Below are 23,311 nucleotides of genomic sequence, written 5' to 3' on the forward strand. Positions count from 1 at the left end.
CGGTCTCGGCAGAATGGAACCATGGCGGGCCGACCTCGATGACCATGAACGCGAAGCGGCGCCGCATGCAGGAAAGGCTGACGAAACTGCCCGGCGTGCGCGCGGTACGGCGGCCGATATCGCCGGGCAGCGCCGAGAAGTTCGACCTTTACTACGTGCGCGCGGGTCGTAAATCCCCCCATCCGCTGGTCATCATCCCCGGCGGGCCGGGCGTGGCGTCGGTGCGGATGTATAGGGGCTTGCGGCGGCGAGCCGCCGCGGCCGGGCTCGACGTCATCATGATCGAGCACCGAGGCGTGGGGATGTCGCGTCACCGCGACTCGGGCGCCGACCTGCCCCCGCAGGCGATGACCGTGAACCAGGTCGTCGACGACGTGGCCGCGGTTCTCGACGACGCGCACGTGGATTCGGCCGTCCTCTACGGCACCTCGTACGGGACGTACATCGCCGCCGGGGTCGGCGTGCGCCATCCCGGCCGGGTGCACGCGATGATCCTCGATTCGCCGCTGCTGTCGCGGCACGACATCGTGATCGTGCGGCAGGCGATCCGCCGGCTCCTGCTCAAAGGCGGCAGTTCCGAAACCGCGGCCCTGGCCCCCAAAATGCGCAGGCTGGTCGATGCCGGCGTGATGAACGCGGCGGCGACACAGGTCGTCGCGACGGTCTACGGATACGGCGGCGCCGCGTTGCTCGATCGGCAGCTCGACCTGCTGCTGGACGGGCGCAAACTGCTGTGGGGCGCGATATCCCGCTTCGTCCACCTGGGTCAGTTGCCGTACCGGTACGAGGAAGACCTGGTGAGCCGCATCGCTTTCCGCGAACTGGACTACGCTCCGGAGCCCGACGGCCTGCCGCTCGATCCCGCCGTGGCTGAGCGCGAGACCCGCACGCAGACCGCCGCTTTCGAGGACGAGCCGTACGACCTGGTGGCCGAGCTGCCGCGGTTCGACTGGCCCACCGTGGTGATCTCGGGAGGCCGCGACCTGATCACCCCGCCCGCGGTGGCCCGGCGTGTTGCGGCACTGATTCCCAATGCGGCGCTGATCACGCTGCCGACGATGGCCCACAGCGCGCTGGATTTTCGCGAACCGGCTGCCCTGACGATCGCCGGCGCGGTGGTGCGCGGCGAGCTCAACGGGCTTGCCGCGCAGGCGCCGAAGCTCGATGCGCTGCCGGCACGCCCGGAGGTGCGGTTGTTGTGGAAGGCGGTCGAGCTGGCCGCCGTCGCCGAGGGCGCCCTCCCGGTTCCGGCGCTGTTGCGGCGCCGGATCAGTTTCGCATGAACCCGATCGCCGCATAGTTCAGGTCGGCCAGCCCGGCCGCGCCGAAGTTGGCCAGGGTGCTGCGCACCGCGACGTCGCCGGGGGACTGGGTCAGGGGTAGGCTGAAGCCCTCCGCCCAGATCAGCTTGTCGAGATCGTTGGCCAACTCCCGCGCCTTGGCGGGGTCGAGTTCTTCGAGGGTGCGTTCGATTCCGGCGTCGATCTGCGGGCTGCCGATCTTGCCGAAGTTGCTTTCGCCGTCCGACTTGTAGATCTGGGTCAACGCCGAGAGCGGGAAAGCGTCTCCCTGCCAACCGAATTGCGCAATGTCGAATGCGCCGACGTTGATGTAGTTGGTGAAGAAGCCATTGCCGGACCTGGCGACGAGTTCGAGCTTGACGCCGATCCGCGCCAGGCTGTGCTGGGCGATCTGCGCGAACTGTCGGCTGCCCTGCGCGTCGTAGAACAGGTCGCGGATCACCAGGGGGCGGCCGTTTTTCTCTCGGAACTGGCCGTTCATCTTCCAGCCCAGCGCGTCGAGCTCGCGCCCCGCCCCGGCCGGGTCGTAGGGGACGATGGCGCTGTTGTCCTGATACCCCTTCTGTCCGGCTACGTAGATGTGATTGCCCAACGCCACCGGATCACCGGTGAGGCCGTACTGGACAACCTTGGCGATGGTCTGCCGGTCGATGCCCTTCGAGACGGCCACGCGTAACGCCCTGTCGGACAAGATGGAACCGGCGGCACCGTTGAACGTGAAGTGAGACCAGCTCGGCGCGGGGGCGCTGCGGATCGAGATGCCCTTGGTGCGCCGTGCGATGGTCAGCTGGTCGACGGTGCCTACGCCGACCGCGTCGATCGTATTGTTCTGCAGCGCCGGCAATCGCGCCGCGTCGTCGAGAACCAGGTAGGTGATGGTGTCCAGGCGCGGCCGTTCACCCCACCATTTCGGGTTGCGGCTCAACGTGATTCGCTGTGTGGTCCGGTCCAGCGACGAGACGATGAAGGGGCCCGCCGACGGGCCGGGTCCCTCGAGCTGGCCTTTGTTGAACACCTCGGGCGTGGCCGTCATGCTGCGGGGCAGCAGCATGCCGTTGCCGGCGAACATGCCTCGCCACTCGGCGTAGGGCTTGGCGAAGGTGACCACGGCCTGCCTGTCGTCGGCCCCCCGGGTGACCGACGCGACCCGGTCGGCGCCGTTCGGCCCGGCAATCTCGAAGGTCTTGTCGGCGCCGCTGGTCGCGTGGATCTGGCTGGCGATGTCCTCCCAGGTGACCGGTGTGCCGTCGGACCACATCGCTTTGGGATTGATGGTGTAGGTGATGACTTGCGGCGCGGTGCCCGTGAGTTCGATGTTGGTGAAGTAGTCGGTGTCGACCGTCGTGGAGCCGTCCGGCCCGATCACGAACGCCCGCGGCATGGTGGCCTTCATCATCGCGGCGACTTCGGCGGAGTTGCCGTCGATGTGCAAAATGTTGAAGTTGGGGGGAAAGTCGCTGAGCGCCAGGCGCAGACCGCCCCCGTCTTGCAGTGTGGCGGGATCTTGCGGGTTGATGTCGCTGGTCGTTCCGACCTTGGCCGCGTGGCCGCCCGGCGGTGTGAGGTCGATCGCCGGTGAACATCCGGATACCGCAAGTGCCGCAACGAAGATCGCGGACGTCGTCCGGCCGCGGCGGCGCTGTCGGTGAGTCGGTGTCCACTGCCTGCATTTCGCTCGGAATGACGCCGTCAACGCAGCCCATGCCGCGCCGGCTCGCCCGCCCCGGTCAGACACGTCGGCTCGGATCCGGCTGCGGCACCGCGGCCAGCAGCCGCCGCGTGTAGTCGTGCTGCGGATCGTCGAAGACCTGCAGGCTGTCGCCCTGCTCCACGATGACGCCGGCATGCATCACGACCACGTCGTGCGCCAGATGTTTGACGACCGAGAGGTCATGTGAGACAAAGAGATACGACAGGCTGAACTCGTCCTGCAGGTCGAGCAGCAGGTTGATGATGCCCGCCTGAATGGAGACGTCGAGGGCGGACACCGGTTCGTCGAGCGCCAGGATCTTCGGTTGCAGGGCCAGCGCCCGCGCGATGCCGATGCGCTGCTTTTGCCCGCCGGAGAACTCGGCGGGGTAGCGCGTCGCGTCCGCGCGGCGCAGTCCCACGATATCGAGCAGCTCGGCGACTCGCGCATTGGTGTCGTTCTTGCTGAATTGGTTGGCCCGCAACGGCTCGGCGAGCAACTCGAAGACGGGCAGGCGCGGATCCAGAGAAGCCACCGGGTCCTGGAACACGACCTGGATGTCGCGGCGCAGCGCTCGCCGCCGCGGCGGGCCGAGCGTGGCGGCATCGTTGCCCAGCACTTCGATGTATCCCGACTGCGGACGCGCGAGTTCCAGGATTTCGTGCAAAATGGTCGACTTGCCCGAGCCGGATTCGCCAACGATGGCCAGGGTGCGGCCCTGCCGCAACTCGAAACTGACGCCGTCCACCGCACGGACCTCGCCGACGGTGCGACGCAGCACCACACCCTTGACCAGCGAGTAGGTCTTGACCAGATCTTGCACCCGCAAGACGATCGGCGACTTGCCGGGATGTGTGGGGCTCCCCGCCGTGCTGACGCCGTAGATGTCTGCGGCGCTGCGCCCGTCGACCTCGTCGGTGCGGATGCAGGCGGCGTGGTGATCGAGCCCCACCGGCAGCAACTCGGGCTCGTCGGCGCGGCACTCGGGGATCGCCAGCGGGCAGCGTGGCGCGAAAGGGCAGCCCGGCTCCAGCGCCGAGAGCGAGGGCGGCGCACCGGGTATGGGCACCAGCCGGGTGCCCTGAGCGGCATCCAGCCGCGGAACCGAACCCAGCAATCCCACCGTGTAGGGCATCCGGCGGTCGCGGTAGAGGTCGGCGACCGAGGCGGACTCGACGACGCGCCCCGCGTACATCACCAGCGCCCGGTCGGCGAACTCGGCCACCACCCCGAGGTCATGGGTGATGATCAGCACCCCGGCTCCGGTGACCTCACGCGCGGTCTTGAGCACGTCCAGGATCTGCGCCTGCACGGTGACATCGAGCGCGGTGGTGGGCTCGTCGCAGATCAGCAGGTCGGGGTCGTTGGCGATCGCGATGGCGATGACCACCCGCTGCCGTTCGCCGCCGGACAGTTCGTGCGGGAACGCGCGGGCCCGTCGCCGCGGTTGCGCGATGCCGACCAGCTCGAGCAGCTCCACGGCGCGCCCGCGGGCTGCCTTCTTGCCGACCCTGGGCTGGTGGACCTCGATCGCCTCGGCGATCTGGTCGCCGACGGTGTAGACGGGGGTCAGGGCGGACATCGGATCCTGGAACACCATCCCGACCGTCTTGCCGCGAAACCGTGACAAGGCGTCGTCGGCGAGTCCGAGCACCTCGGTCTCCTGCAACCGGACCGACCCTCGGGTGCGAGCGTACTCCGGGAGCAGACCCACCACCGCCATCGCCGAAACCGACTTGCCCGAACCGGATTCGCCGACCATGGCTACGACCTCGCCGGGTTCGATGCTGTAGCTGATGCCACGCACCGCTCGCACGGGTTGGCCGTCGGTGGGGAAGACGACGGACAGGTCGCTGACCTCGAGCAGCGGGCTCATCCCACGCCGCCGCGCAGCGTCTGGCTGCCGGGGTCCAGCGCGTCGCGCAGGCCGTCACCGGTCAGGTTGGCGCACACCAAGATCAACACCAGGACGCCCGCGGGGAACAGGAACACCCAGGGGAAGGTGGTCGCCGACTGGGTGCCGTTGGCGATCAGGGTGCCCAGCGACACGTCGGGCGGTTGGACCCCGAAACCGAGGAAGCTGAGCCCGGTCTCGGCCAGGATGGCCGACGCGACGTTGAGCGCGGCGTCGATGATCAGGATGGACGCCACGTTGGGCACCACGTGCCCAAGGATGATCCGGCGACTGGACACACCCATATACCTTGCGGCGCGAATGAATTCGCGCTCGCGCAGGCTCATGGTCATGCCGCGCACCATGCGCGAGCTGACCATCCAGCCGAAGCCGGCCAGCAGCAGCACCAGCAGCAGGATGCTGGCCGAGTTCTTGGTTCGCGGTGTGACGATCGCGATCAGGATGAAGCTGGGCACCACGAGGAGCAGGTCGACCACCCACATCAGCGCCCTGTCGCGCCAGCCGCCGAAGTACCCCGATATCGACCCGACTGTGGCGGCGATGCCGGTGGAGATCACCGCGACACAGACGCCGATCAACATCGACTTCTGCATTCCCCGCACGATCTGCGCCAGCAGGTCTTGGCCCAGCGCGTTGGTGCCGAGCCAGTGGCGGCCGTTCGGTGGCTGCAGCAGCGCGTCGAAGTCGAGGTCGTCGTAGGAGTAAGGCAGCACCGAGGGCAGCGTGTAACAGCCGACGAACAGCAGCACCAGCAAGGTCAGCGACACCACGGCCGACCGGTTGCGCGCGAACCTGCGCAACACCAGGGTGCGACGCGAGGTGAAAGCCGCCACCTGCGAACCGGAAACGCCGTGGGCGCCGTCGATTCGGGCCTCGGAGGTCATGACACCCTGACCCTGGGGTCGAGCGCCGCGTAGAAGACGTCGGAGAGCAGACCTGCCAGCAACACCACGGCGCCGGAGAACAGCGTGATCGCCGCGATGATGTTGGTGTCCTGGGTCGCGATGCCCTGCACCAGCCATTCGCCCATGCCGTGCCAGCCGAAGATCTTCTCCACGAATACCGCGCCGGTGACCAGTCCGGCCACCCCGTAAGCGAACAGCGTCGCCAGTGGGATGAGTGCGGTGCGCAGTCCGTGCTTGAGCAGCGCGCGGCGGCGGGTCAGCCCCTTGGCGCGGGCCGTGCGGATGAAGTCCTGTCCGAGGACGTCGAGCATCGCGTTGCGCTGGTAGCGGCTGTATCCCGCGGCGGCGATCAGCGCCAAGGTCAGCGAAGGCAGCACCAGGTGCCGCAGGCGGTCGAGCAGCACCGGCCAGGCACCGCCGCCCACGCCCGGTGACGTCTCCCCGGTGTAGTCGAAGAGGTGCATGTCCAGGCCCCAATTCACGCGCAACGCACCGAGGATGAGCAGGTTGGCGACGACGAACGACGGCGTGCTGAGCACGACCAGCGCCACCATGGTCACAACGCGGTCGCTCAGCCGGTACTGGCGGATGGCGCCCCACGCCCCGGCCACGACGCCCAGCACCGTGCCCACCACCGAACCGACCACCAACAGTCGCAGCGTGACGCCGACGCGGCGCCCGAGGGTGGCGCCGACGGGCTGGCCGGTAATGGTGGTGCCGAAGTCGCCACGCAGGGCGTGCGAGGCCCAGTGCACGTAGCGCAGCGGGATCGGCATGTCCAGACCGAGCGCGTGGGCTTTGGCGTCGATCACGGCCTGCGGCGGCCGCGGGCTGCGTTGCAACAGGCTGTCCAACGGCGAGAAGGCGAACGACGTCAGGCAGTAGGTCAGAAACGACGCCAGCGCCAGCAGCACGATGTAGTTGATCAACCTGCGCGCCAGGAAGCGGATCATGACCCGTCGCCCCGCCCGTGTCGCATTGGGACAGGTTAACGAGCGTGCTGAACGGCGTCGCGCCCAATGGGGCCGGCGCGGCGCCGACCGTGGTTTCGATCCGCTTGATTCCCATGGGTGAAACGCGGCCGGGCAAACGTTAAGATCCACCGCGACATTGACCCGCGTGGCAAACCCCGCCGCGATGTTCCCCGGAGGCCTGGATGACGGTTACCGACGACTACCTGGCCAACAACGACACCTACGCGAGCACCTTCACGGGCCCGCTCCCGCTGCCGCCGAGCAAACACGTCGCGGTGGTGGCGTGCATGGACGCGCGGCTCGACGTCTACCGCATCCTGGGAATCCACGAGGGAGAAGCCCACGTCATCCGCAACGCCGGGGGAGTCGTCACCGACGACACCATCCGTTCGCTGGCCATCAGCCAGCGGCTGCTGGGGACACAGGAGATCATCCTCATCCATCACACCGACTGCGGGATGCTCACCTTCACCGACGACGACTTCAAGCGCGCCATCCAGGAGGAGACCGGTCTCAAGCCGCCGTGGGCGGCCGAGGCCTTCGGGGACCTTGCCGAAGACGTCCGGCAGTCGATGCGCCGCATCGAGGGCAGCCCGTTCGTGACCAAGCACGCGTCCCTGCGCGGGTTCGTCTTCGACGTCGCGACCGGCAAGTTGTCGGAGGTCACGCTTTAGCGCCACCCTGGCCGCGTCGTCGCAGGGTGCGACCGATTGCCCGAGGTGGGTGGCACAATCCTCACCGTGCGCATGTCAGCTAAGGCGGAGTACGCGGTCCGGGCGATGGTTCAGCTCGCCACGGCCGGCAGTGGCACGCTGGTGAAAACCGATGACTTGGCGCAGGCCCAGGGCATACCGCCGCAATTTCTCGTCGACATCCTGACCAACCTGCGCACCGATCGACTGGTGCGCAGCCATCGCGGGCGCGAGGGCGGCTACGAACTGGCCCGTCCGGGCAGCGAGATCAGCATCGCCGACGTGCTGCGATGCATCGACGGACCGTTGGCCAGTGTCCGCGACATCGGGCTGGGCGATCTGCCGTACTCCGGGCCCACCGCGTCGCTCACCGACGTGTGGCGGGCGCTGCGGGCCAGCATGCGGTCGGTGCTGGAGGAGACCACCCTCGCCGACGTCGCCGCCGGTGCCCTGCCCGAGCACGTCGCGCGACTCGCCGACGACTACCGCAAGCAGGAGAGCACGCGGCACGGCTCGCGGCGTGGCGACGACTGACCCCGGAAGCCCTTACCCGCCCGATCCGTAGGGCCGGGTGAGGATCTCCATCGCGTGCCCGGAGGGATCCAGAAAATACACCCCGCGGCCGCCGTCGTTGTGGTTGATCTCGGCGGGACGCGTGGCGCCCGGGTCGGCCCAGTGCTGCAGGCCGCGCGAGGAGATCTTGCCGTAGATGGTGTCGAACTCCTGCTCGGAGACCAGGAAAGCGTAATGCTGCCGGGCAATGTCACTGCCCTCGGCGACGTCCGAGTAGTCAAGGCTCGCACCGTGGGCGAGCTCGACGACCATGAAGTGGCCGAACGGCTTTGGGCTCGGCAAGCCGAACAGCTCGGCGAGGAATTCCGCGGATTCGTGTTTGTCGCGCGAGGCGACGATGGTGTGGTTGAAGCTGACGGTCATGATCCTTTTCAGTCAACCACCGGTGGCGCCACGCGACAATGCGCCGGAAAACGGAGGGCTACTTCGGCGCCGTGAATTCCAGGGCGATGTTGTCGGGGTCGCGAAACTCGAGGATGTATGACGGCCCGATGTCCTTGACGGGCTCGCGGGCCACGCCGACCTCGTCGAGATGCGCTGCGGCGGAATCTAGCTCGTCCCTGCTGCCGAGCCGGAACGCGATGTGGTCGAGGCCCACACGATTCTCGTCGAAACGGTCCGCCGCCACCGGCCGCAGCCCGAGAAGCGTGCCGCCCAGGTCATAGATGACGCCGCCGAACAGGAACTTCAGCTGGTCGCGAGTCGCCTCGTCGGCGTTATCGGGAACTTCGAGCAACACCGGCCAACCGAAGACGCTCTCGTAGAAGCGCCGGGACCGCTCGATATCGGTGACGGTCAGCCGGACGTGCGCGATCGACATGCTGGTAAAGCCCATCGGAGCCATGCTGCCAGAATCGCGTCTGTGCAGATAGCCATGACGATGCCGGTGATGGAACCGGACCTGGACGCGACCGTGCTGGAAGACTGGGCCCGCGCGATCGACGAGGCCCCCTTTTCCTCTCTGTGCTGGGGCGAGCGCATCGCCTTCGACAACCCCGACAACCTGACGTTGCTCGGTGCGCTTGCCGCGTGGACCCGTCGGGTGCGGCTGGTGACCACCGTGATCGTCCCGCAACTGCACGACCCGGTGATGCTGGCAAAGGGCCTGGCCAGCGGCGACATGCTCAGTGGCGGGCGTCTGACCGTCGGAGTCGGCGTTGGCGGCAGGCAGGAGGACTATCACGCGGTGGGTGCCGACCTGCGGACACAGACGATGCGTGGCATGGCCGAACGGGTGGCGGTGATGAAGCGGGTCTGGGCCGGCGAGAAGATCACCGATTCGACGCTGCCGGTCGGGCCGGCGCCGGTGCAGCCCGGCGGTCCGCCGCTGCTGGTGGGCAGCATCGGGCCGAAAACGGTCCGCAGCGCTTCTGCCTGGGCCGACGGGCTGGCCGGCACAACGTTGGACCTCGACGTGGCCAAGCAGAACGAGCTGTTCGACGTGGCACGAGAGGCCTGGGCGCAGGCCGGCAAGCCCCGGCCGCACCTGGTGACGTCGTTCTGGTTCGCGTTCGGGCCACCCGAGCGCTCCCGCGCGCAGGTGCACCGGCACCTGCGTCGCTACATGAACTGGATCCCGGCCGAGTACGTCGACGCCATGGCCCCGACGACGGGTTGGGCCGGCGACGAAGACGACTTGCTGGCGGTGCTGCGGCGGTTCGAAGCGATCGGCACGGACGAGGTGCAGCTGATCCCGACGAGTTCGGACATCGACCAGCTCCGGCGCGCCGCCGACGTGGCTGCCCGGCTTTGAGCGGGCTTCAGGCCGGTCAGGCCGTCGCGAGCTCTTCGCCCGCTGCCGGCTGCTGCGGAGGTTGTCCCTTGCGCAGGGTCGCCAGCAACTCGCGATAGGGGCCGACGAGGTAGACGGTGTCGCCGCCGCGGAGCCAGGCGTCGCGGCGCGGGTGCAGCTCGACGGGCGCGTCATGGCGGGTGATCGCGATGACGCGGGTCTGGGTCGAGAGCTCGAACATCTTGAGCCCGTCGAGTTCGCTGCCGGGCGCCACGTGCATGCCGCCGACCATGAACGAGCGCTGCCCGACCGAGAAGGTGCCCAGCACCTGCAGGCCCATCGCGGCGCCGATGAACCACGGTGCGGCCAGTTCGACGGTGGACCGGACATTCTCGAAACCGAACCGCTGCGCCACCGCGGCCCCCAGCTCGCGGTCGTAGACGCGCAGCACGAGGGGCACGTCCGGCCGCACGACGTCGGGCATCACCCGGGGGCCCAACATCTCGCGCAGCACGATGCCCGTCTCGATGTTGACCATGTCGTCCTGGGTGAGCACCGCCACCGCGCGGGCTCTGCCGACACCCGCCGCCACGAGCGTCTGGCGCAGCGTCGCGTCCCCGAAGATCACCGGCACGTCGAGGTCGGCCGCCGACGACAGGAAGCGGTTGTTCTCGTCGCGCTCGACGACCGCGACGTCGTATCCCGCCGCGGTCAGGTCGGCGACCACCCGGCTGCCGAAGGAACCCAGCCCGACGACGATGACGTGGTTGCGCAGATGGCGCGCGCGGCGCCGTCCGGCCGAGTGGGCGAAGCGCCGCGACAACAGCAGGTCGGCGATGAACGCGACCAGGAGCGCGGTGGTGGTGACACCGGCGAACATCAGCATGATGCTGAACAGCCGCAGCCACGTGGGCTGGTGCAGGAAGCTGAAGTCGCCGTAGCCCACGGTCGCGATCGTCTCGGTGCTGAAATACAGTGCGTCCAGCCACGTCATCCTCGGATGCGGCTGATAGCTGAAACGCAGGATGACCGTCGACCCGATCAGCAGGCACGCCGCGGCGCCCAGAGCTCGAATGAACATCGGGTTGACGTCGTCGCGCAGGGCCCTGGCGGTGTCGATGACGCGCCGCAGCCAGGGTCCGCGGGAGCGTGTGACGTTCGGCCGCGGCACGTTGATGCCGCGCTCGGCCAGCTCGTCGACGGTGCCGATCATCGCGGTCCAGTCGCCGGCGCGGACGGGCAGGTCGCGCCCGGGGCACGACACCACCACGCCGGGGGTGTCCGAGTTCTCGCCGTGGATCACGGCCACGGGCGCCAGATCGCCATAGATCTCGCGCAGCGTCGCGTCCCGCGGCGCCTCCGCGCCGGAGACGACGAACTTGATGCCCGCGGCCTCGAACGGGTGCGCGGTGTGCGCCAGGCATGCCTCGACGACCGACGGGGCCGTGAGGTCGGCGACGTCGAGGATCGCGCCCGGTCGCCGGTCGGCCGCCATCGCGGTGCGCAGCACGTCATTGGCCAGCCGCCCGACCACCCGGACTTCGGGGTTGGCTTTCCTTGCGAGCAAGGCGATTTCGAGGTTCGTCGCGTCGTCGTCGCCGGCGCAGATCACCGCGTGGGCGTCGGCGATGCCGGCGTTGGTCAGTCCGGCGGCGGTTTCCAGCTTGACGACGTGCACGCCGGCGTTGTTCAGTTCCTCGACGATGGTCTTCGCCAGCGAGTCGTCGCCGCTGACGATGATGTGGCGCTGCATATCTACCTGCTCTCGCTGACGCTGGCGTCCATTGACCCCTACGACTATCAGACACCGCGGCGGTTCCTGCCAGCGAAAAGCGCCAGTCGGCCCGGGACGCGATACTGGGCGGCGTGCCTTTCATCGAACGCGTCGCCTCGCGCGAGATCTATCGGAACAGCTGGATGGTCCTGCGCGAAGACGACATCCGGCGTCCCGACGGGAGCCTGGGGATCTACAGCGTCGTCGACAAGCCGACGTACGCGCTGGTCCTGCCCTACGACGGGCGCCGCTTCCGGTTGGTCGAGCAGTTCCGCTATCCGCTGGGCGTTCGGCGCTGGGAGTTCCCGCAGGGCACCGCTCCGGGTTTGGCGGACCACGATCCCACCGAGCTGGCCGCGCGCGAGTTGCGCGAGGAGACGGGTCTGCGCGCGGAATCGCTGGAATTGCTCGGCCGGCTCGACGTCGCGGCGGGAATGACCAGCCAGCGCGGGTGGGTGTTTTTGGCCACCGGGATCATCGAGGGCGAATCGGAGCTCGAGCACGAGGAGCAGGACCTGCGCAGCTCCTGGTTCTCGCGCGAGGAGGTCGAGGAGATGATGCGATCGGGAGTGATGACCGACGCGCAGTCCATCGCCGCCTATGGCATGTTTCTCTTGCGGCGGCCGTGATGTCGTGTCACTTGACCACCGCGGCTCTGCGCCGAAACCCGATGCGGCGCAGAGCCGGCGGCAAGTTCTGTCAGAAGGCGAGTTCTTTCTCAGAAATAGTGCCGGCGGCCGCCGACGGCGCGCCCGGTGCTGCCCAGGACCGCCAGGATCGCGCCGATGACGACGAGGATGATCCCGATGGTCCACAGGATGGATATCTTGAGCAGGAAGCCCGCAATCAGCAAAGCGATGCCGAGGATGATCATGGTGCGCCCTCCGTGGGGTGATTGGCGGATGACGAGCGGGTCGGTTGACCCGACGCCGATGTCAAGTCGACCACCCCTTAGGGGGGTAGCAATACACCCCTAAGGAGGTAATGTCCGCGACATGGTGCCTCCGACGTCCCGCGCGCCGATCACGATCGCACTCGTCGACGACTACGACATCGTCGTCAAGGGCGTGGCCAACATGCTCGACCCGTACCGCGACCGCGTCGTGATCGCAGAGCTCGACTCCACGATGCCTGTCGACGACGAAGTGGACATCGTCTTATACGACTCGTTCGCCCAGCCCGAGTCCGACCACGAAGAGATCAGCGTGCTGGTCGCCAATCCCCGCGCTCATCGAGTCGTGGTGTACACCTGGAACTTTCACCCCGACTTGATCGAAAGCGCGCGGCACCACGGCGCCGACGGCTACTTGTCCAAGGCCCTTCCCGCGCGCGAGTTGGTCGCCGCGTTGGAGGCCGTCCATTCCGGCGAGGAGGTGGTCAGCGAGGTGGCCGCACGGGCCCGCAGCGCGCCGGGACTGGACTGGCCGGGCCGCGGCGAAGGGCTCAGTGACCGTGAGGCGGAGATCCTCGCCCTGATCACCCAGGGCAAAAGCAACGCCGACGTGGCACGGCTGACGTACCTGAGCCCGAACACCGTGAAGTCCTATATCCGCACGATCTACCGCAAGCTTGGCGTCGGCAGCCGCACCCAGGCGGTGCTGTGGGGGGTGAATCACGGTTTCACCCCGGACCATCACCGCATCGAGCACTGGCGTGGCGGCCCCTGAGAAGCCGGCGAGCCGCGTCTGCCGTCACCTCAATCCTGTTGCTAATCAGTCTCTTTGACGATCAGCCGGACGGCGCGGGCGTCATGGACGCTATGTAGTAGACCTCGTGCCCGGTAGGGTATCCGCCGCCGTTGGTGGCGATGTGCACGTGGTCGTAGTGGTTGAGGGTTTCGTTGCCGTAGTCGGCGGTCCAGCTGCCCGCCCCGACGCCCGGGTAGATCTTCTGCCGCCAGATGACGTGGTTGATATCCCACCGCTTCGCGTTCGCCAAGGCGTACCCGGCGATCTGGTTGCCGAGCTCAATGCCCTCGGGGCTGGCGTGGTCGGGGATCATCACGTCGATCGCCAGCCCGTTGGGATGCCATGGCAGCGGGTCCTGGCGGTAGCCGTAGATGGTGGTGATCTGAGGGAACAGCACGCTGATTGCGCGGGCCGCCCAGATGGTCTTGACCTGCAACCGGTCTTCGGACGCGACGCCGGGGGGCAGCGGGAACTGGAATTGCTGGGCGGTGATGGACGCGGTCGGCGCCAGCGCGGCCAGCGATTCGGCCTCGGCGGGACTGGCGGTGTGCGGCGCACCCATAGGCGCCGGCGCCGCCGGCGCCGAGGCCACCGCTGTCGTCGGTGCCGCGGCCGCGCTCGTGGGGGCCGCCGCCGGGGGCGCGGGAGAACAGCAGCGGGGCTTGGTCTGCTGGGCGTAGACCATGGCGGCGGAGACGGCCAGCGACACCGCGATGGCCAGCCACCGACTCGCTCCGTTGGCCAAAACCCTGGTGCTCACGAGCAGCAGCTTAACCCCGGGTGTGACGCGCGTTACAAATTTTGCGGGGTCTGGGTGCGCGGGCGTCAAAGCGATGATCTCGCCGTCATCTGGCAGGCGTGTGCGGGACCGTCCGCCGAGGGTGATGTTGGAACCGACGAGTCCCCCGGGGTCGCATCCGCCTAATGCGGTCAGGCGAGCCGCCGCCCCGTGACGAAGTGAAACGATCCGTGAAATATTGCTCATTGATGGGTGGCTTCGCAGGTCCGGCGCGCACAATGCGCCCCATGAACACTGCAAATCCGTCGTTGACGGTGACTTTTCATAATCCGAAGTTCAAGGCCACAGGGCTTACGACTGCCAGCTTGGCAGCTGGGATGAAGGGCCGCGAGAAGCTTGGCGTGCCGTATATCGCTGTCGATGGCGTCGAACACGAAGGCGACTGGGGCGCCCCGACTCGCATCGACATCACGCCCGGCAGCCACCAGATCGAGGTGTATTTCAAACTCAAGGGACTACCCGTGAAACGCGGAAAGGGTAAGGCCGACTTCACCGCATCCGAGGGCGACGTATCAGTCCGCGCCGACTTCGGCCAGATGGTCACGACCACCGAAGTCACGGTGCCCGGGCAAGCGCCGATTCGTAAGAAGCGCATGTACATCTGACACCGTGACGCCCGCAGCGCTGCAATCCGGTGCAACCCGGGTCCTCCGGATCACACGCTCCTGCCGCCGCGCTCGTGGCTGTCGTTGTCACAGATGGCCGGGTCGAACAGGGGCGACGCCGGGCTGTGCCCGATAGGCCTCCGAGTAATCGCCCGGCTGTTCGGCGAGCTGGTCCAGCTTCTCCACGAACGCGGCCCACGTGTAGACGAGCTCGCGGGGTCGTTGAGATACCTGAAGTCGGTGGCCCACAACTCTGCCTTCTCTACGACACCTTTGAACGCCTGGGTGTCTGTGTAGTGGTAGACGATGGTCACGCCCATTGTGGTGACTGCTTTCCCGCAGCTGCTACTAAGAAGTGACGGCGAAGATGCGCCATTCACCGGGTACGCCCTTCAGTTGGTGCGTGCCCCGGTCTTCGAATTCCAGCCCTGACCCGATAACCAGGTCGCGCAGCGTACTCGACACGAGTACCTCATTCGGCCCTGCCAGTGCGCTCACGCGCGCCCCGATGTGCACGGCGATACCGCCGATGTCCTCGTCGCGTAGCTCGCATTCGCCGGTGTGCAGCCCGGCGCGCACCTGGATGCCGAGTGCTTGCAAGGCGTCGCGGATCGCCATGGCGCAGCGGATCGCTCGCTGCGGGCCGTCGAACACCGCCAGGAAACCGTCTCCGGAGGTGTTCACCTCGCGGCCTCGAAACCGAGTCAGCTGCGACCTGACGATGGCATCGTGCGCATCGAGCAACGCATGCCAGTCCCGGTCGCCCAACGTTGCGGCGCGGCGTGTCGAGTCCACGATGTCGGTGAAAAGCACCGTTGCCAGCACCCGGTCGTCGGCCACTTCGGCTTGGTGGCCGGTAAGGAACGCGGCGATCTCTTGGAACGACTCGCGCCATGGTTCGACGAAGTGATACATGTTGCGGCCCGGCAGTTCGACGTACTTCGCGCCCGGTATGTGGTCCGCGATGTACTTGCCCATCGCGGGCACGAGTATCGCGTCTTCGGTGTGGTGGACGACCATGGTCGGCACGCGGATCGTCGGAAGAACCGCTCGCACATCCACTTCGGACAAAAGTGGCACCATCCGAGTTACCGTTGCTGGGCTCGCCGCCAGACGCTCCATCCGGGCGAACGTCGCCCGGATCTCCTCGTTCCACGACATGTCCGGATTCAAGACATGCTGCCACTCGCCCGTGCCCCACATCGCCACAATCCCGGCGATGACTTCCTGGGGGTCGGCGACGCTCGACGTATCCGCGTTGCCCTCAAGCACGACCAGCGCGCTGGTGCGGGACGGATGCGTCGCCGCGAACAGCGCAGCCGTCCCGAACGCGCCGTCCCACGCAAGGAGGACCGCTTCGCTGCTCCCGAGATCGTCGAGCACCGCGGTGATGCTGTCTGCCCATTGCTCCAAGGTCGGCAGCGCGCCCGGCGCGACGGGATCGGATGCTCCCGTGCCCGGCTGGTCGAAGAAGACGAGCCGACCGAGCGACGTCATCGCATCGACCCACCCTTGAAGGGACGGCAGCTCCGGAATTAGCTCGCAGCACGTGAACCAATTCGGGACGAACACGATGTCGCGAGGACCTTCGCGTGACGTGCGATAGGCGACGCGCAGATCCCCGTTCAGCGCGTAGCGCGTCTCCGAGAACATTGCGGAAGTGTAAGCCCAGGATCGGCCCGAGTTTCGATGTCACGCAACCGGCGCGGCCTGTCACACGGGGCTGACCGTGGTGCGGTTACCGTGGTGCCGTCTAGGTGCCCGTTATTTCACGTGTATTGCACGGTCTTACGTTTGCGCTGTTCAGACAGTGCCCCCGGCAGGATTCGAACCTGCGGCCTTCTGCTCCGGAGGCAGACGCTCTATCCCCTGAGCTACGGGGGCGCGACAACTTTGTTGCTGCACCATCGGGCCCGAACAGACTAACGCATCGCGGTGGCTGCTTCGTCACCGCGACGGATTCGGGGCGCGAGCGCCCCAGCCAATAGGATGGACGCTCGTGACCCCCGCTGACCTGGCTGAGCTGCTCAGAACCACCGCCGCCGCGGTGCTGGCCGAGCGCGGGCTGGATGCTGCGGCTTTGCCGCAGTCCGTCACCGTGGAGCGGCCCCGCAACCCCGAGCACGGCGATTACGCCAGCAACCTGGCGCTGCAGCTGGGCAAGAAGGTCGGCGCGAGCCCGCGTGAACTCGCCGGATGGCTTGCCGACGCGCTCTCGCGGACCGACGGCGTCGCCTCGGCCGAGGTCGCCGGGCCGGGCTTCATCAACCTTCGACTGGAGGCCTCGGCCCAGGCCGTCGTCGTCAACAACGTCATCGACGCCGGCGACACCTACGGGCACTCCGATGCGCTGGCGGGGCAGAAGATCAACCTCGAGTTCGTCTCGGCCAACCCCACCGGGCCCATCCACATCGGCGGCACCCGCTGGGCGGCCGTCGGCGACGCGCTGGGACGGTTGCTGTCCACCCAGGCCGCGGACGTGGAGCGCGAGTACTACTTCAACGACCACGGCGCCCAGATCGACCGGTTCGCCAACTCGCTGATCGCCGCGGCCAAGGGGGAGCCAACGCCGGAGGACGGCTACGCCGGCGACTACATCAACGACATCGCCGCCCAGGTGCTGCAGAAGGCGCCCGACGCGCTGAGCCTGCCGCAGGCCGAGATGCACGAGACCTTCCGCGAAATCGGCGTCGACATGATGTTCACCCACATCAAGGAGACGCTGCACGAGTTCGGCACCGACTTCGACGTGTACACGCACGAGGATTCGATGCACAGCAGCGGCCGGGTCGACGAGGCCATCGCCCGGCTGCGCCAGACCGGCAACATCTACGAGAAGGACGGCGCAACCTGGTTGCGTACCAGCGCTTTCGGCGACGATAAGGACCGTGTCGTGATCAAGAGCGATGGCAAGCCGGCTTACATCGCCGGCGACATCGCCTACTACCTGGACAAGCGGCAGCGCGGCTTCGACCTGTGCATCTACATGCTCGGGGCCGACCACCACGGCTACATCGCCCGGCTCAAGGCCGTGGCAGCCGCCTTCGGCGAGGACCCCGCGACCGTCGAGGTGCTCATCGGGCAGATGGTCAACCTCCTCCGGGACGGCCAGCCGGTCCGGATGAGCAAGCGGGCCGGAACGGTGATCACCCTCGACGACCTCGTCGAGGCCATCGGCGTCGATGCCGCGCGGTACAGCCTGATCCGGTCGTCGGTGGACACCCCAATCGACATCGACCTGGCGCTGTGGTCGTCGGCGTCCAACGAGAACCCGGTCTACTACGTGCAATACGCGCATGCCCGGCTCTCGGCGCTGGCCCGCAACGCCGCCGAGCTGGGCCTGATCCCCGACACCGGGCATCTCGAGCTGCTCGACCACGACAAAGAGGGCACGCTGCTGCGCACCATCGGGGAATTCCCGCGCGTGCTGAAAACCGCGGCGTCCCTGCGGGAGCCGCACCGGGTGTGCCGCTACCTCGAAGACCTGGCCGGCGACTACCACCGCTTCTACGACTCGTGCCGGGTGCTGCCCCAGGGCGACGAGCAACCGACCGAGCTCCACACCGCCCGCCTGGCGCTGTGCCAGGCCACCCGCCAGGTCATCGCCAACGGCCTGACGATACTGGGAGTCACCGCCCCGGAGCGCATGTGAACGTCCACCCCGCCGGCCCCCGGCACGCCGAAGACGCCCGCAGCCCCGGCAGCCCGCCGCGGCCGCAATCCCCAGAAGAGGTGCTGCGACTGGCGCCGAACGTATGGCCGCGCAACATGGTTCGCGACGGCAGTGGCGTGGCCTCCCTCGCGGGGGTGCCGGTGACCCGGCTTGCCCAGGAGTACGGCACGCCGCTGTTCGTCATCGACGAGGACGATTTCCGCTCGCGCTGCAAGGAGATGGTGTCGGCGTTCGGCGGTGGGCAGAACGTGTGCTATGCGGCCAAGGCCTTCCTGTCCACCGAGATTGCCCGCTGGGTCGACCAGGAGGGCCTGTCGCTGGACGTATCCACCGGCGGTGAGCTCGCGGTCGCGTTGCACGCCGACTTCCCGCCCGAGCGAATCACCCTGCACGGCAACAACAAGTCCGTCGCGGAATTGACGGCCGCGGTCAAGGCCGGTGTCGGGCATGTCGTCGTGGACTCGATGATCGAAATCGAGCGGTTGGACCAGATCGCCGGCGAGGCCGGCGTCGTCCAGGACGTCTTCGTACGGCTCACCGTCGGCGTCGAGGCACACACGCACGAGTTCATCTCGACCGCGCACGAGGACCAGAAGTTCGGGCTCTCGTTGGCCAGCGGCGCGGCGATGGGCGCGGTGCGGCGGGTATTCGCCGCCGACCACCTGCGACTCGTCGGGTTGCACAGCCACATCGGTTCCCAGATCTTCGACGTGGACGGCTTCGAGGTCGCCGCCCGCCGCGTCATCGGGCTGCTGCAGGAGATCGTCGAGGAGTTCGGCGTCGACAAGACCGCGCAGATCTCGACCGTAGATCTCGGTGGCGGCCTGGGCATTTCGTATCTGTCGACCGATGACCCGCCGCCGGTGGCCGAGTTGGCGGCCAAGCTGACCGCGATCGTGCGCGACGCGTCGGCGGCGGTGGGCCTGCCGACGCCACGGCTGGTGGTCGAACCGGGCCGCGCGATCGCCGGGCCCGGGACCATCACGCTCTACGAGGTCGGGACCGTGAAGGACGTCGACGTCAGCGCGACGGCTCAGCGGCGCTACGTCAGCGTCGACGGCGGCATGAGCGACAACATCCGTACCGCGCTCTACGACGCGCAGTACGACGCGCGATTGGTGTCCCGCGTCAGCGACGCGCCCGCGACCCTGGCTCGCATCGTCGGGAAGCATTGCGAGAGCGGCGATATCGTCGTGCGCGACGCCTGGGTGCCCGACGATCTGCGGCCCGGCGACCTGCTCGCGGTGGCCGCGACCGGTGCCTACTGTTATTCGCTCTCCAGCCGCTACAACATGCTGGGCCGGCCCGCCGTGGTGGCGGTGTGTGCCGGGCAGGCCCGCTTGATTCTGCGCCGTGAGACGGTTGACGATCTATTGAGTCTGGAAGTGAGGTGAACCGTGTCCGGTGACGAAAGGCCGGTCGGCGTAGCGGTGCTCGGGTTGGGCAACGTCGGTAGTGAAGTCGTCCGGATCATCCAGGAAGGTGCGGACGACCTCGCCGCCCGGGTCGGCGCGCCGTTGGTGCTACGCGGCATCGGGGTGCGCCGCGTCGCGGCCGACCGCGGAGTCCCCATCGAACTCCTCACCGACAATATCGAAGAACTCGTCACCCGCGAGGACGTCGACATCGTCGTCGAGGTGATGGGACCGGTCGAGCCCTCACGCAAGGCGATCCTGTCCGCGCTCGAACACGGCAAGTCCGTCGTCACCGCCAATAAGGCGTTGCTGTCGGTCTCCACCGGCGAGCTGGCGCAGGCGGCCGAAAGCGCCAACGTCGACCTGTATTTCGAGGCGGCGGTCGCGGGAGCGATCCCGGTCATCCGTCCGCTCACCCAGTCGCTTTCCGGTGACACGGTGCTGCGGGTGGCCGGCATCGTCAACGGCACCACGAACTACATCCTGTCCGAGATGGACAGCACCGGCGCGAACTACGATGCCGCGCTGGCCGATGCCGGCGCGCTGGGGTACGCCGAGGCCGACCCCACCGCCGACGTCGAGGGCTACGACGCCGCGGCCAAGGCCGCGATCCTGGCGTCCATCGCCTTTCACACCCGGGTGACCGCCGACGACGTCTACCGTGAGGGCATCACCAAGATCACCCCGGCCGACTTCGCCTCGGCGCGGGCGCTCGGCTGCACCATCAAGTTGCTGTCTATCTGCGAGCGCATTGCGGGCGACGATGGCCAGGAACGGGTTTCGGCCCGCGTATACCCGGCGCTGGTGCCGCTGTCGCATCCGCTGGCCACGGTCAGCGGGGCATTCAACGCCGTGGTCGTCGAGGCCGCGGCCGCGGGGCGCCTGATGTTCTACGGTCAGGGAGCCGGCGGCGCGCCCACCGCGTCGGCGGTGACCGGCGACCTGGTGATGGCCGCCCGCAACCGGGTTCTGGGCAGCCGGGGGCCCAAGGAGTCGAAGTATGCTCAACTGGCCGTCGCGCCAATGGGTTTGATCACGACCCGCTACTACCTGAGCATCAACGTCGCCGATAAGCCCGGTGTGTTGTCCACCGTGGCGGCCGAATTCGCCAAGCGCGAGGTGAGCATCGCCGAGGTTCGCCAGGAGGGCGTGGTGGATGAGGGCGGCCGGCGGGTGGGTGCGCGCATCGTCGTGGTCACCCACAGCGCCACCGACGCCGCCCTCTCCGAAACCGTCGATGCGCTGGCCGATTTGGACGTGGTGCAGCGGGTGGCCAGCGTGCTGCGGCTGGAAGGGACCGGGCTGTGAGCGCCCCGCGCACAGCCGTTCATCAGCCCTGGCCGGGCCTGATCGCGGCCTACCGCGACCGGCTGCCGGTCGGCGACGACTGGACTCCGGTGACCCTGCTCGAGGGCGGCACCCCGCTGATCCCCGCGCCCCGCCTCTCACAGATGACCGGCTGCACGGTCCATCTCAAGGTCGAGGGCCTCAATCCCACCGGGTCCTTCAAGGACCGCGGAATGACGATGGCCGTCACCGACGCGCTGGCTCGAGGGCAGCAGGCCGTGCTGTGCGCGTCGACGGGAAACACCTCGGCGTCCGCGGCGGCGTACGCCGCGCGTGCCGGGATCACCTGCGCGGTGCTGATACCGCAGGGCAAGATCGCGATGGGCAAGCTGGCGCAGGCCGTGATGCACGGCGCCAAGATCATCCAGATCGACGGCAACTTCGACGACTGCCTGGAACTCGCCCGCAAGATGGCCGCCGACTTTCCGACGATCTCCCTGGTCAACTCCGTCAACCCGGTCCGCATCGAGGGGCAGAAGACCGCGGCGTTCGAGATAGTGGACGCGCTCGGCTACGCGCCGGACGTGCACGCCCTGCCGGTCGGCAATGCGGGCAACATCACCGCGTACTGGAAGGGTTACACCGAGTACCGCCACGAAGGTCTGATCGACAAGTTGCCGCGCATGCTGGGCACGCAGGCCGCCGGCGCGGCGCCCCTGGTTCACGGCGCGCCCGTCAGCCACCCGGAGACCATCGCGACCGCGATCCGCATCGGCGCGCCGGCGTCCTGGACGGCCGCCGTCCAGGCCCAGCAGCAGTCCAACGGACGCTTCCTGGCGGCCACCGACGACGAGATCCTGGCCGCGTACCACCTCGTCGCACAGTCCGAGGGAGTGTTCGTCGAACCCGCGTCGGCCGCCAGCATCGCCGGTCTGCTCAAGTCCGTTGAGGACGGCTGGGTGGCGCGCGGATCGACGGTGGTCTGCACGGTCACCGGCAACGGCCTCAAGGACCCCGACACCGCGCTGCAGGACATGCCGGTGGTCTCCGCTCTTCCGGTCGACCCGGTGTTGGTGGTCGAGAAACTGGGACTGGCCTAAGTGGCCCAGATGCTGCCGGCCGGGCTCGTGGCGAGCGCCGTGGTATCCGCCTCGAGCGCCAACCTCGGTCCCGGTTTCGACAGCCTCGGCCTGGCGCTGAGCCTGACCGACGAGATCGTCTTGGAAACAACGCATTCCGGCTTGAGCGTGATCGTCGAAGGAGAGGGGGCCGACCAGGTCCCACTGGGCCCCGACCATCTGGTGGTCCGTGCCATCGAGTGCGCGTTCAATGCCCTGGGAACCCGCGCGCCGGGATTGGTGGTGCGCTGCCGCAACGCCATTCCGCATTCACGCGGCCTGGGTTCCTCCGCCGCGGCGGTGGTGAGTGGCTTGGCCGCGGTCAATGGTCTTGTGGCACAGGTTGATTGCGAGAGATTGAGCACCGGCCAGCTGATCCAGCTGGCGTCGGAGTTCGAGGGCCATCCGGACAACGCGGCCGCGGCCGTGCTCGGTGGAGCGGTGGTCTCGTGGACCGACCGCACCGACGAAGGTCCCCGCTACGCGGCCGTCTCGCTGCGGTTGCACCCCGACATCCGCCTGTACTCTGCGATACCCGAGGAACGCTCGTTGACCGCGGAGACCCGCGTCCTGCTGCCCACCCGGGTCAGCCACGACGACGCCGCCTTCAACGTCAGCCGAGCGGCGTTGCTGGTGGTGGCACTGACCGAACGCCCCGACATGCTGATGGCGGCCACCGAAGACGTGCTGCACCAACCGCAACGCGCACCGGCGATGGCGGCCTCGGCGGAATATTTGCGGCTGCTGCGGCGTCATAACGTGGCAGCGACGCTTTCGGGGGCGGGTCCCTCGCTGATCGCATTGACCACAGCGACGGAGTTGCCCACGGAAGCGGTGGAGTATGGTGCCGCGCACGGATTCACCATCACGGAGATGACGGCGGGCGAAGGTGTTCGCTGGGCCCCGGGCGTCACAGTCCCAGGTTGATCCACACCGTGGCCGGAGGGTTTGCTTGCTTAAGCCAAAGATGCGGGCTATCCTCGGACGCGTCCAGCAATCGCAGGATCTGCATCTGCAAACATACTGCTTGCCGCTAGGACAACACCAATTCTTCTCGTGGACGAGGTTCGCCGCTCTCTCCGCCAAATCCAGGCGATCAACGTTGCAGAGTCGACTATTGGGCGCACTCGGCAATTTGGCTGAATGCAACGACCCCCCTATGACGTGATC

At 67.8% G+C, this 23,311-nt stretch carries 22 protein-coding genes and 1 tRNA gene; 12 read left to right on the plus strand and 11 right to left on the minus strand.

The genetic code is table 11. From position 1 onward, the window contains the following. Nucleotides 1-38 precede the first annotated feature (38 nt). On the plus strand, nucleotides 39-1,283 hold the full coding sequence (locus tag G6N48_RS01165) for an alpha/beta fold hydrolase (RefSeq protein ID WP_085268990.1): 1,245 nt from the start codon (nucleotides 39-41) through the stop codon (nucleotides 1,281-1,283). Here the strand turns inward: G6N48_RS01165 and G6N48_RS01170 are convergent. The 4 genes from G6N48_RS01170 to G6N48_RS01185 form a co-directional block, all read right to left on the minus strand. After that, entirely contained in the window at nucleotides 1,270-2,871 is a 1,602-nt protein-coding gene (locus tag G6N48_RS01170; RefSeq protein ID WP_372511169.1) for an ABC transporter family substrate-binding protein, read from the minus strand. The two genes, G6N48_RS01165 and G6N48_RS01170, sit on opposite strands and share 14 nt — an antisense overlap. Nucleotides 2,872-3,028: 157 nt before the next feature. Continuing rightward, nucleotides 3,029-4,867 (minus strand): dipeptide ABC transporter ATP-binding protein, encoded by a 1,839-nt coding sequence (locus G6N48_RS01175; RefSeq protein ID WP_085268988.1) that lies wholly within the window; start codon nucleotides 4,865-4,867, stop codon nucleotides 3,029-3,031. Next, on the minus strand, nucleotides 4,864-5,739 hold the full coding sequence (locus tag G6N48_RS01180) for an ABC transporter permease (RefSeq protein ID WP_139825749.1): 876 nt from the start codon (nucleotides 5,737-5,739) through the stop codon (nucleotides 4,864-4,866). The genes G6N48_RS01175 and G6N48_RS01180 overlap by 4 nt, the downstream gene beginning before the upstream one ends. A gap of 47 nt (nucleotides 5,740-5,786) precedes the next feature. Then, a complete protein-coding gene (locus G6N48_RS01185) occupies nucleotides 5,787-6,764 on the minus strand; it encodes an ABC transporter permease (protein WP_085268986.1) in 978 nt (325 codons plus the stop codon). A 203-nt stretch (nucleotides 6,765-6,967) separates the two neighbouring features. Between G6N48_RS01185 and G6N48_RS01190 the strand changes: the two genes are divergently transcribed. Next, entirely contained in the window at nucleotides 6,968-7,459 is a 492-nt protein-coding gene (locus G6N48_RS01190; protein WP_085268985.1) for a beta-class carbonic anhydrase, read from the plus strand. A gap of 66 nt (nucleotides 7,460-7,525) precedes the next feature. Continuing rightward, entirely contained in the window at nucleotides 7,526-8,011 is a 486-nt protein-coding gene (locus G6N48_RS01195; RefSeq protein WP_085269049.1) for an Rrf2 family transcriptional regulator, read from the plus strand. Between the two features lie 12 nt (nucleotides 8,012-8,023). On the opposite strand, the gene G6N48_RS01200 is transcribed toward G6N48_RS01195, so the two are convergent. Both G6N48_RS01200 and G6N48_RS01205 read right to left on the minus strand, forming a co-directional pair. Next, the gene (locus G6N48_RS01200) at nucleotides 8,024-8,413 is read right to left on the minus strand and encodes a VOC family protein (RefSeq protein WP_085268984.1); all 390 of its coding nucleotides are present in this window, start codon (nucleotides 8,411-8,413) and stop codon (nucleotides 8,024-8,026) included. Nucleotides 8,414-8,471: 58 nt separating this feature from the next. Then, nucleotides 8,472-8,885, minus strand: coding sequence for a VOC family protein (locus tag G6N48_RS01205; RefSeq protein WP_085269048.1), 414 nt, complete (start codon nucleotides 8,883-8,885; stop codon nucleotides 8,472-8,474). Between the two features lie 39 nt (nucleotides 8,886-8,924). Here G6N48_RS01205 and G6N48_RS01210 point away from each other — a divergent pair, with 39 nt between their 5' ends. Beyond that, the gene (locus G6N48_RS01210; protein ID WP_085268983.1) at nucleotides 8,925-9,803 is read left to right on the plus strand and encodes an LLM class flavin-dependent oxidoreductase; all 879 of its coding nucleotides are present in this window, start codon (nucleotides 8,925-8,927) and stop codon (nucleotides 9,801-9,803) included. Between the two features lie 16 nt (nucleotides 9,804-9,819). On the opposite strand, the gene G6N48_RS01215 is transcribed toward G6N48_RS01210, so the two are convergent. After that, on the minus strand, nucleotides 9,820-11,535 hold the full coding sequence (locus G6N48_RS01215) for an NAD-binding protein (protein ID WP_085268982.1): 1,716 nt from the start codon (nucleotides 11,533-11,535) through the stop codon (nucleotides 9,820-9,822). A 113-nt stretch (nucleotides 11,536-11,648) separates the two neighbouring features. Between G6N48_RS01215 and G6N48_RS01220 the strand changes: the two genes are divergently transcribed. Further along, entirely contained in the window at nucleotides 11,649-12,185 is a 537-nt protein-coding gene (locus G6N48_RS01220; RefSeq protein WP_085268981.1) for an NUDIX domain-containing protein, read from the plus strand. An 89-nt stretch (nucleotides 12,186-12,274) separates the two neighbouring features. Here the strand turns inward: G6N48_RS01220 and G6N48_RS27625 are convergent, their stop codons facing one another. After that, nucleotides 12,275-12,430 (minus strand): DUF6131 family protein, encoded by a 156-nt coding sequence (locus G6N48_RS27625; RefSeq protein WP_169718432.1) that lies wholly within the window; start codon nucleotides 12,428-12,430, stop codon nucleotides 12,275-12,277. Between the two features lie 121 nt (nucleotides 12,431-12,551). Between G6N48_RS27625 and G6N48_RS01225 the strand changes: the two genes are divergently transcribed. Then, on the plus strand, nucleotides 12,552-13,223 hold the full coding sequence (locus G6N48_RS01225) for a LuxR C-terminal-related transcriptional regulator (protein ID WP_139825742.1): 672 nt from the start codon (nucleotides 12,552-12,554) through the stop codon (nucleotides 13,221-13,223). Between the two features lie 61 nt (nucleotides 13,224-13,284). On the opposite strand, the gene G6N48_RS01230 is transcribed toward G6N48_RS01225, so the two are convergent. Then, nucleotides 13,285-14,004 carry a glycoside hydrolase gene (locus tag G6N48_RS01230; RefSeq protein ID WP_085268980.1) on the minus strand — a complete coding sequence of 240 codons (720 nt, stop codon included), beginning with the start codon at nucleotides 14,002-14,004 and terminating at the stop codon, nucleotides 13,285-13,287. Nucleotides 14,005-14,270: 266 nt separating this feature from the next. On the opposite strand from G6N48_RS01230, the gene G6N48_RS01235 reads away from it, so the two are divergent. After that, on the plus strand, nucleotides 14,271-14,648 hold the full coding sequence (locus tag G6N48_RS01235) for a hypothetical protein (protein WP_139825741.1): 378 nt from the start codon (nucleotides 14,271-14,273) through the stop codon (nucleotides 14,646-14,648). 348 nt (nucleotides 14,649-14,996) lie between these two features. Here the strand turns inward: G6N48_RS01235 and G6N48_RS01240 are convergent, their stop codons facing one another. After that, nucleotides 14,997-16,301, minus strand: coding sequence for an adenylate/guanylate cyclase domain-containing protein (locus G6N48_RS01240; protein ID WP_085268977.1), 1,305 nt, complete (start codon nucleotides 16,299-16,301; stop codon nucleotides 14,997-14,999). A 158-nt stretch (nucleotides 16,302-16,459) separates the two neighbouring features. Next, nucleotides 16,460-16,532: transfer RNA gene (locus G6N48_RS01245), tRNA-Arg, on the minus strand. A gap of 115 nt (nucleotides 16,533-16,647) precedes the next feature. On the opposite strand from G6N48_RS01245, the gene argS reads away from it, so the two are divergent. Genes argS through thrB form a run of 5 tightly spaced genes read left to right on the plus strand, consistent with a single transcriptional unit; the run spans nucleotide 16,648 to nucleotide 23,068 of the window. After that, on the plus strand, nucleotides 16,648-18,300 hold the full coding sequence (gene argS, locus G6N48_RS01250; RefSeq protein WP_085268976.1) for an arginine--tRNA ligase: 1,653 nt from the start codon (nucleotides 16,648-16,650) through the stop codon (nucleotides 18,298-18,300). After that, entirely contained in the window at nucleotides 18,297-19,715 is a 1,419-nt protein-coding gene (gene lysA, locus G6N48_RS01255; protein ID WP_085268975.1) for a diaminopimelate decarboxylase, read from the plus strand. The genes argS and lysA overlap by 4 nt, the downstream gene beginning before the upstream one ends. Before the next feature lie 3 nt (nucleotides 19,716-19,718). Then, the gene (locus G6N48_RS01260; protein ID WP_085268974.1) at nucleotides 19,719-21,044 is read left to right on the plus strand and encodes a homoserine dehydrogenase; all 1,326 of its coding nucleotides are present in this window, start codon (nucleotides 19,719-19,721) and stop codon (nucleotides 21,042-21,044) included. Next, on the plus strand, nucleotides 21,041-22,123 hold the full coding sequence (gene thrC / locus G6N48_RS01265) for a threonine synthase (protein WP_085268973.1): 1,083 nt from the start codon (nucleotides 21,041-21,043) through the stop codon (nucleotides 22,121-22,123). Before G6N48_RS01260 ends, thrC begins: the two co-directional genes overlap by 4 nt. A 9-nt stretch (nucleotides 22,124-22,132) precedes the next feature. Further along, nucleotides 22,133-23,068, plus strand: coding sequence for a homoserine kinase (gene thrB, locus G6N48_RS01270; protein ID WP_085269046.1), 936 nt, complete (start codon nucleotides 22,133-22,135; stop codon nucleotides 23,066-23,068). The last annotated feature ends 243 nt before the right edge of the window (nucleotides 23,069-23,311 follow it).

The sequence above is a fragment of the Mycobacterium parmense genome (assembly GCF_010730575.1).
Lineage (GTDB): Bacteria > Actinomycetota > Actinomycetes > Mycobacteriales > Mycobacteriaceae > Mycobacterium > Mycobacterium parmense.

Bases quoted from the DNA above. Each gene is read 5' to 3' on its own strand.
- G6N48_RS01165 (WP_085268990.1), top strand. From the start codon at position 39: ATGACCATGAACGCGAAGCGGCGCCGCATGCAGGAAAGGCTGACGAAA.
- G6N48_RS01175 (WP_085268988.1), bottom strand. From the start codon at position 4,867: ATGAGCCCGCTGCTCGAGGTCAGCGACCTGTCCGTCGTCTTCCCCACC.
- G6N48_RS01185 (WP_085268986.1), bottom strand. From the start codon at position 6,764: ATGATCCGCTTCCTGGCGCGCAGGTTGATCAACTACATCGTGCTGCTG.
- G6N48_RS01190 (WP_085268985.1), top strand. From the start codon at position 6,968: ATGACGGTTACCGACGACTACCTGGCCAACAACGACACCTACGCGAGC.
- G6N48_RS01200 (WP_085268984.1), bottom strand. From the start codon at position 8,413: ATGACCGTCAGCTTCAACCACACCATCGTCGCCTCGCGCGACAAACAC.
- G6N48_RS01205 (WP_085269048.1), bottom strand. From the start codon at position 8,885: ATGGGCTTTACCAGCATGTCGATCGCGCACGTCCGGCTGACCGTCACC.
- G6N48_RS01210 (WP_085268983.1), top strand. From the start codon at position 8,925: ATGACGATGCCGGTGATGGAACCGGACCTGGACGCGACCGTGCTGGAA.
- G6N48_RS01215 (WP_085268982.1), bottom strand. From the start codon at position 11,535: ATGCAGCGCCACATCATCGTCAGCGGCGACGACTCGCTGGCGAAGACC.
- G6N48_RS27625 (WP_169718432.1), bottom strand. From the start codon at position 12,430: ATGATCATCCTCGGCATCGCTTTGCTGATTGCGGGCTTCCTGCTCAAG.
- G6N48_RS01225 (WP_139825742.1), top strand. From the start codon at position 12,552: ATGGTGCCTCCGACGTCCCGCGCGCCGATCACGATCGCACTCGTCGAC.
- G6N48_RS01235 (WP_139825741.1), top strand. From the start codon at position 14,271: ATGAACACTGCAAATCCGTCGTTGACGGTGACTTTTCATAATCCGAAG.
- G6N48_RS01240 (WP_085268977.1), bottom strand. From the start codon at position 16,301: ATGTTCTCGGAGACGCGCTACGCGCTGAACGGGGATCTGCGCGTCGCC.
- thrB (WP_085269046.1), top strand. From the start codon at position 22,133: ATGCTGCCGGCCGGGCTCGTGGCGAGCGCCGTGGTATCCGCCTCGAGC.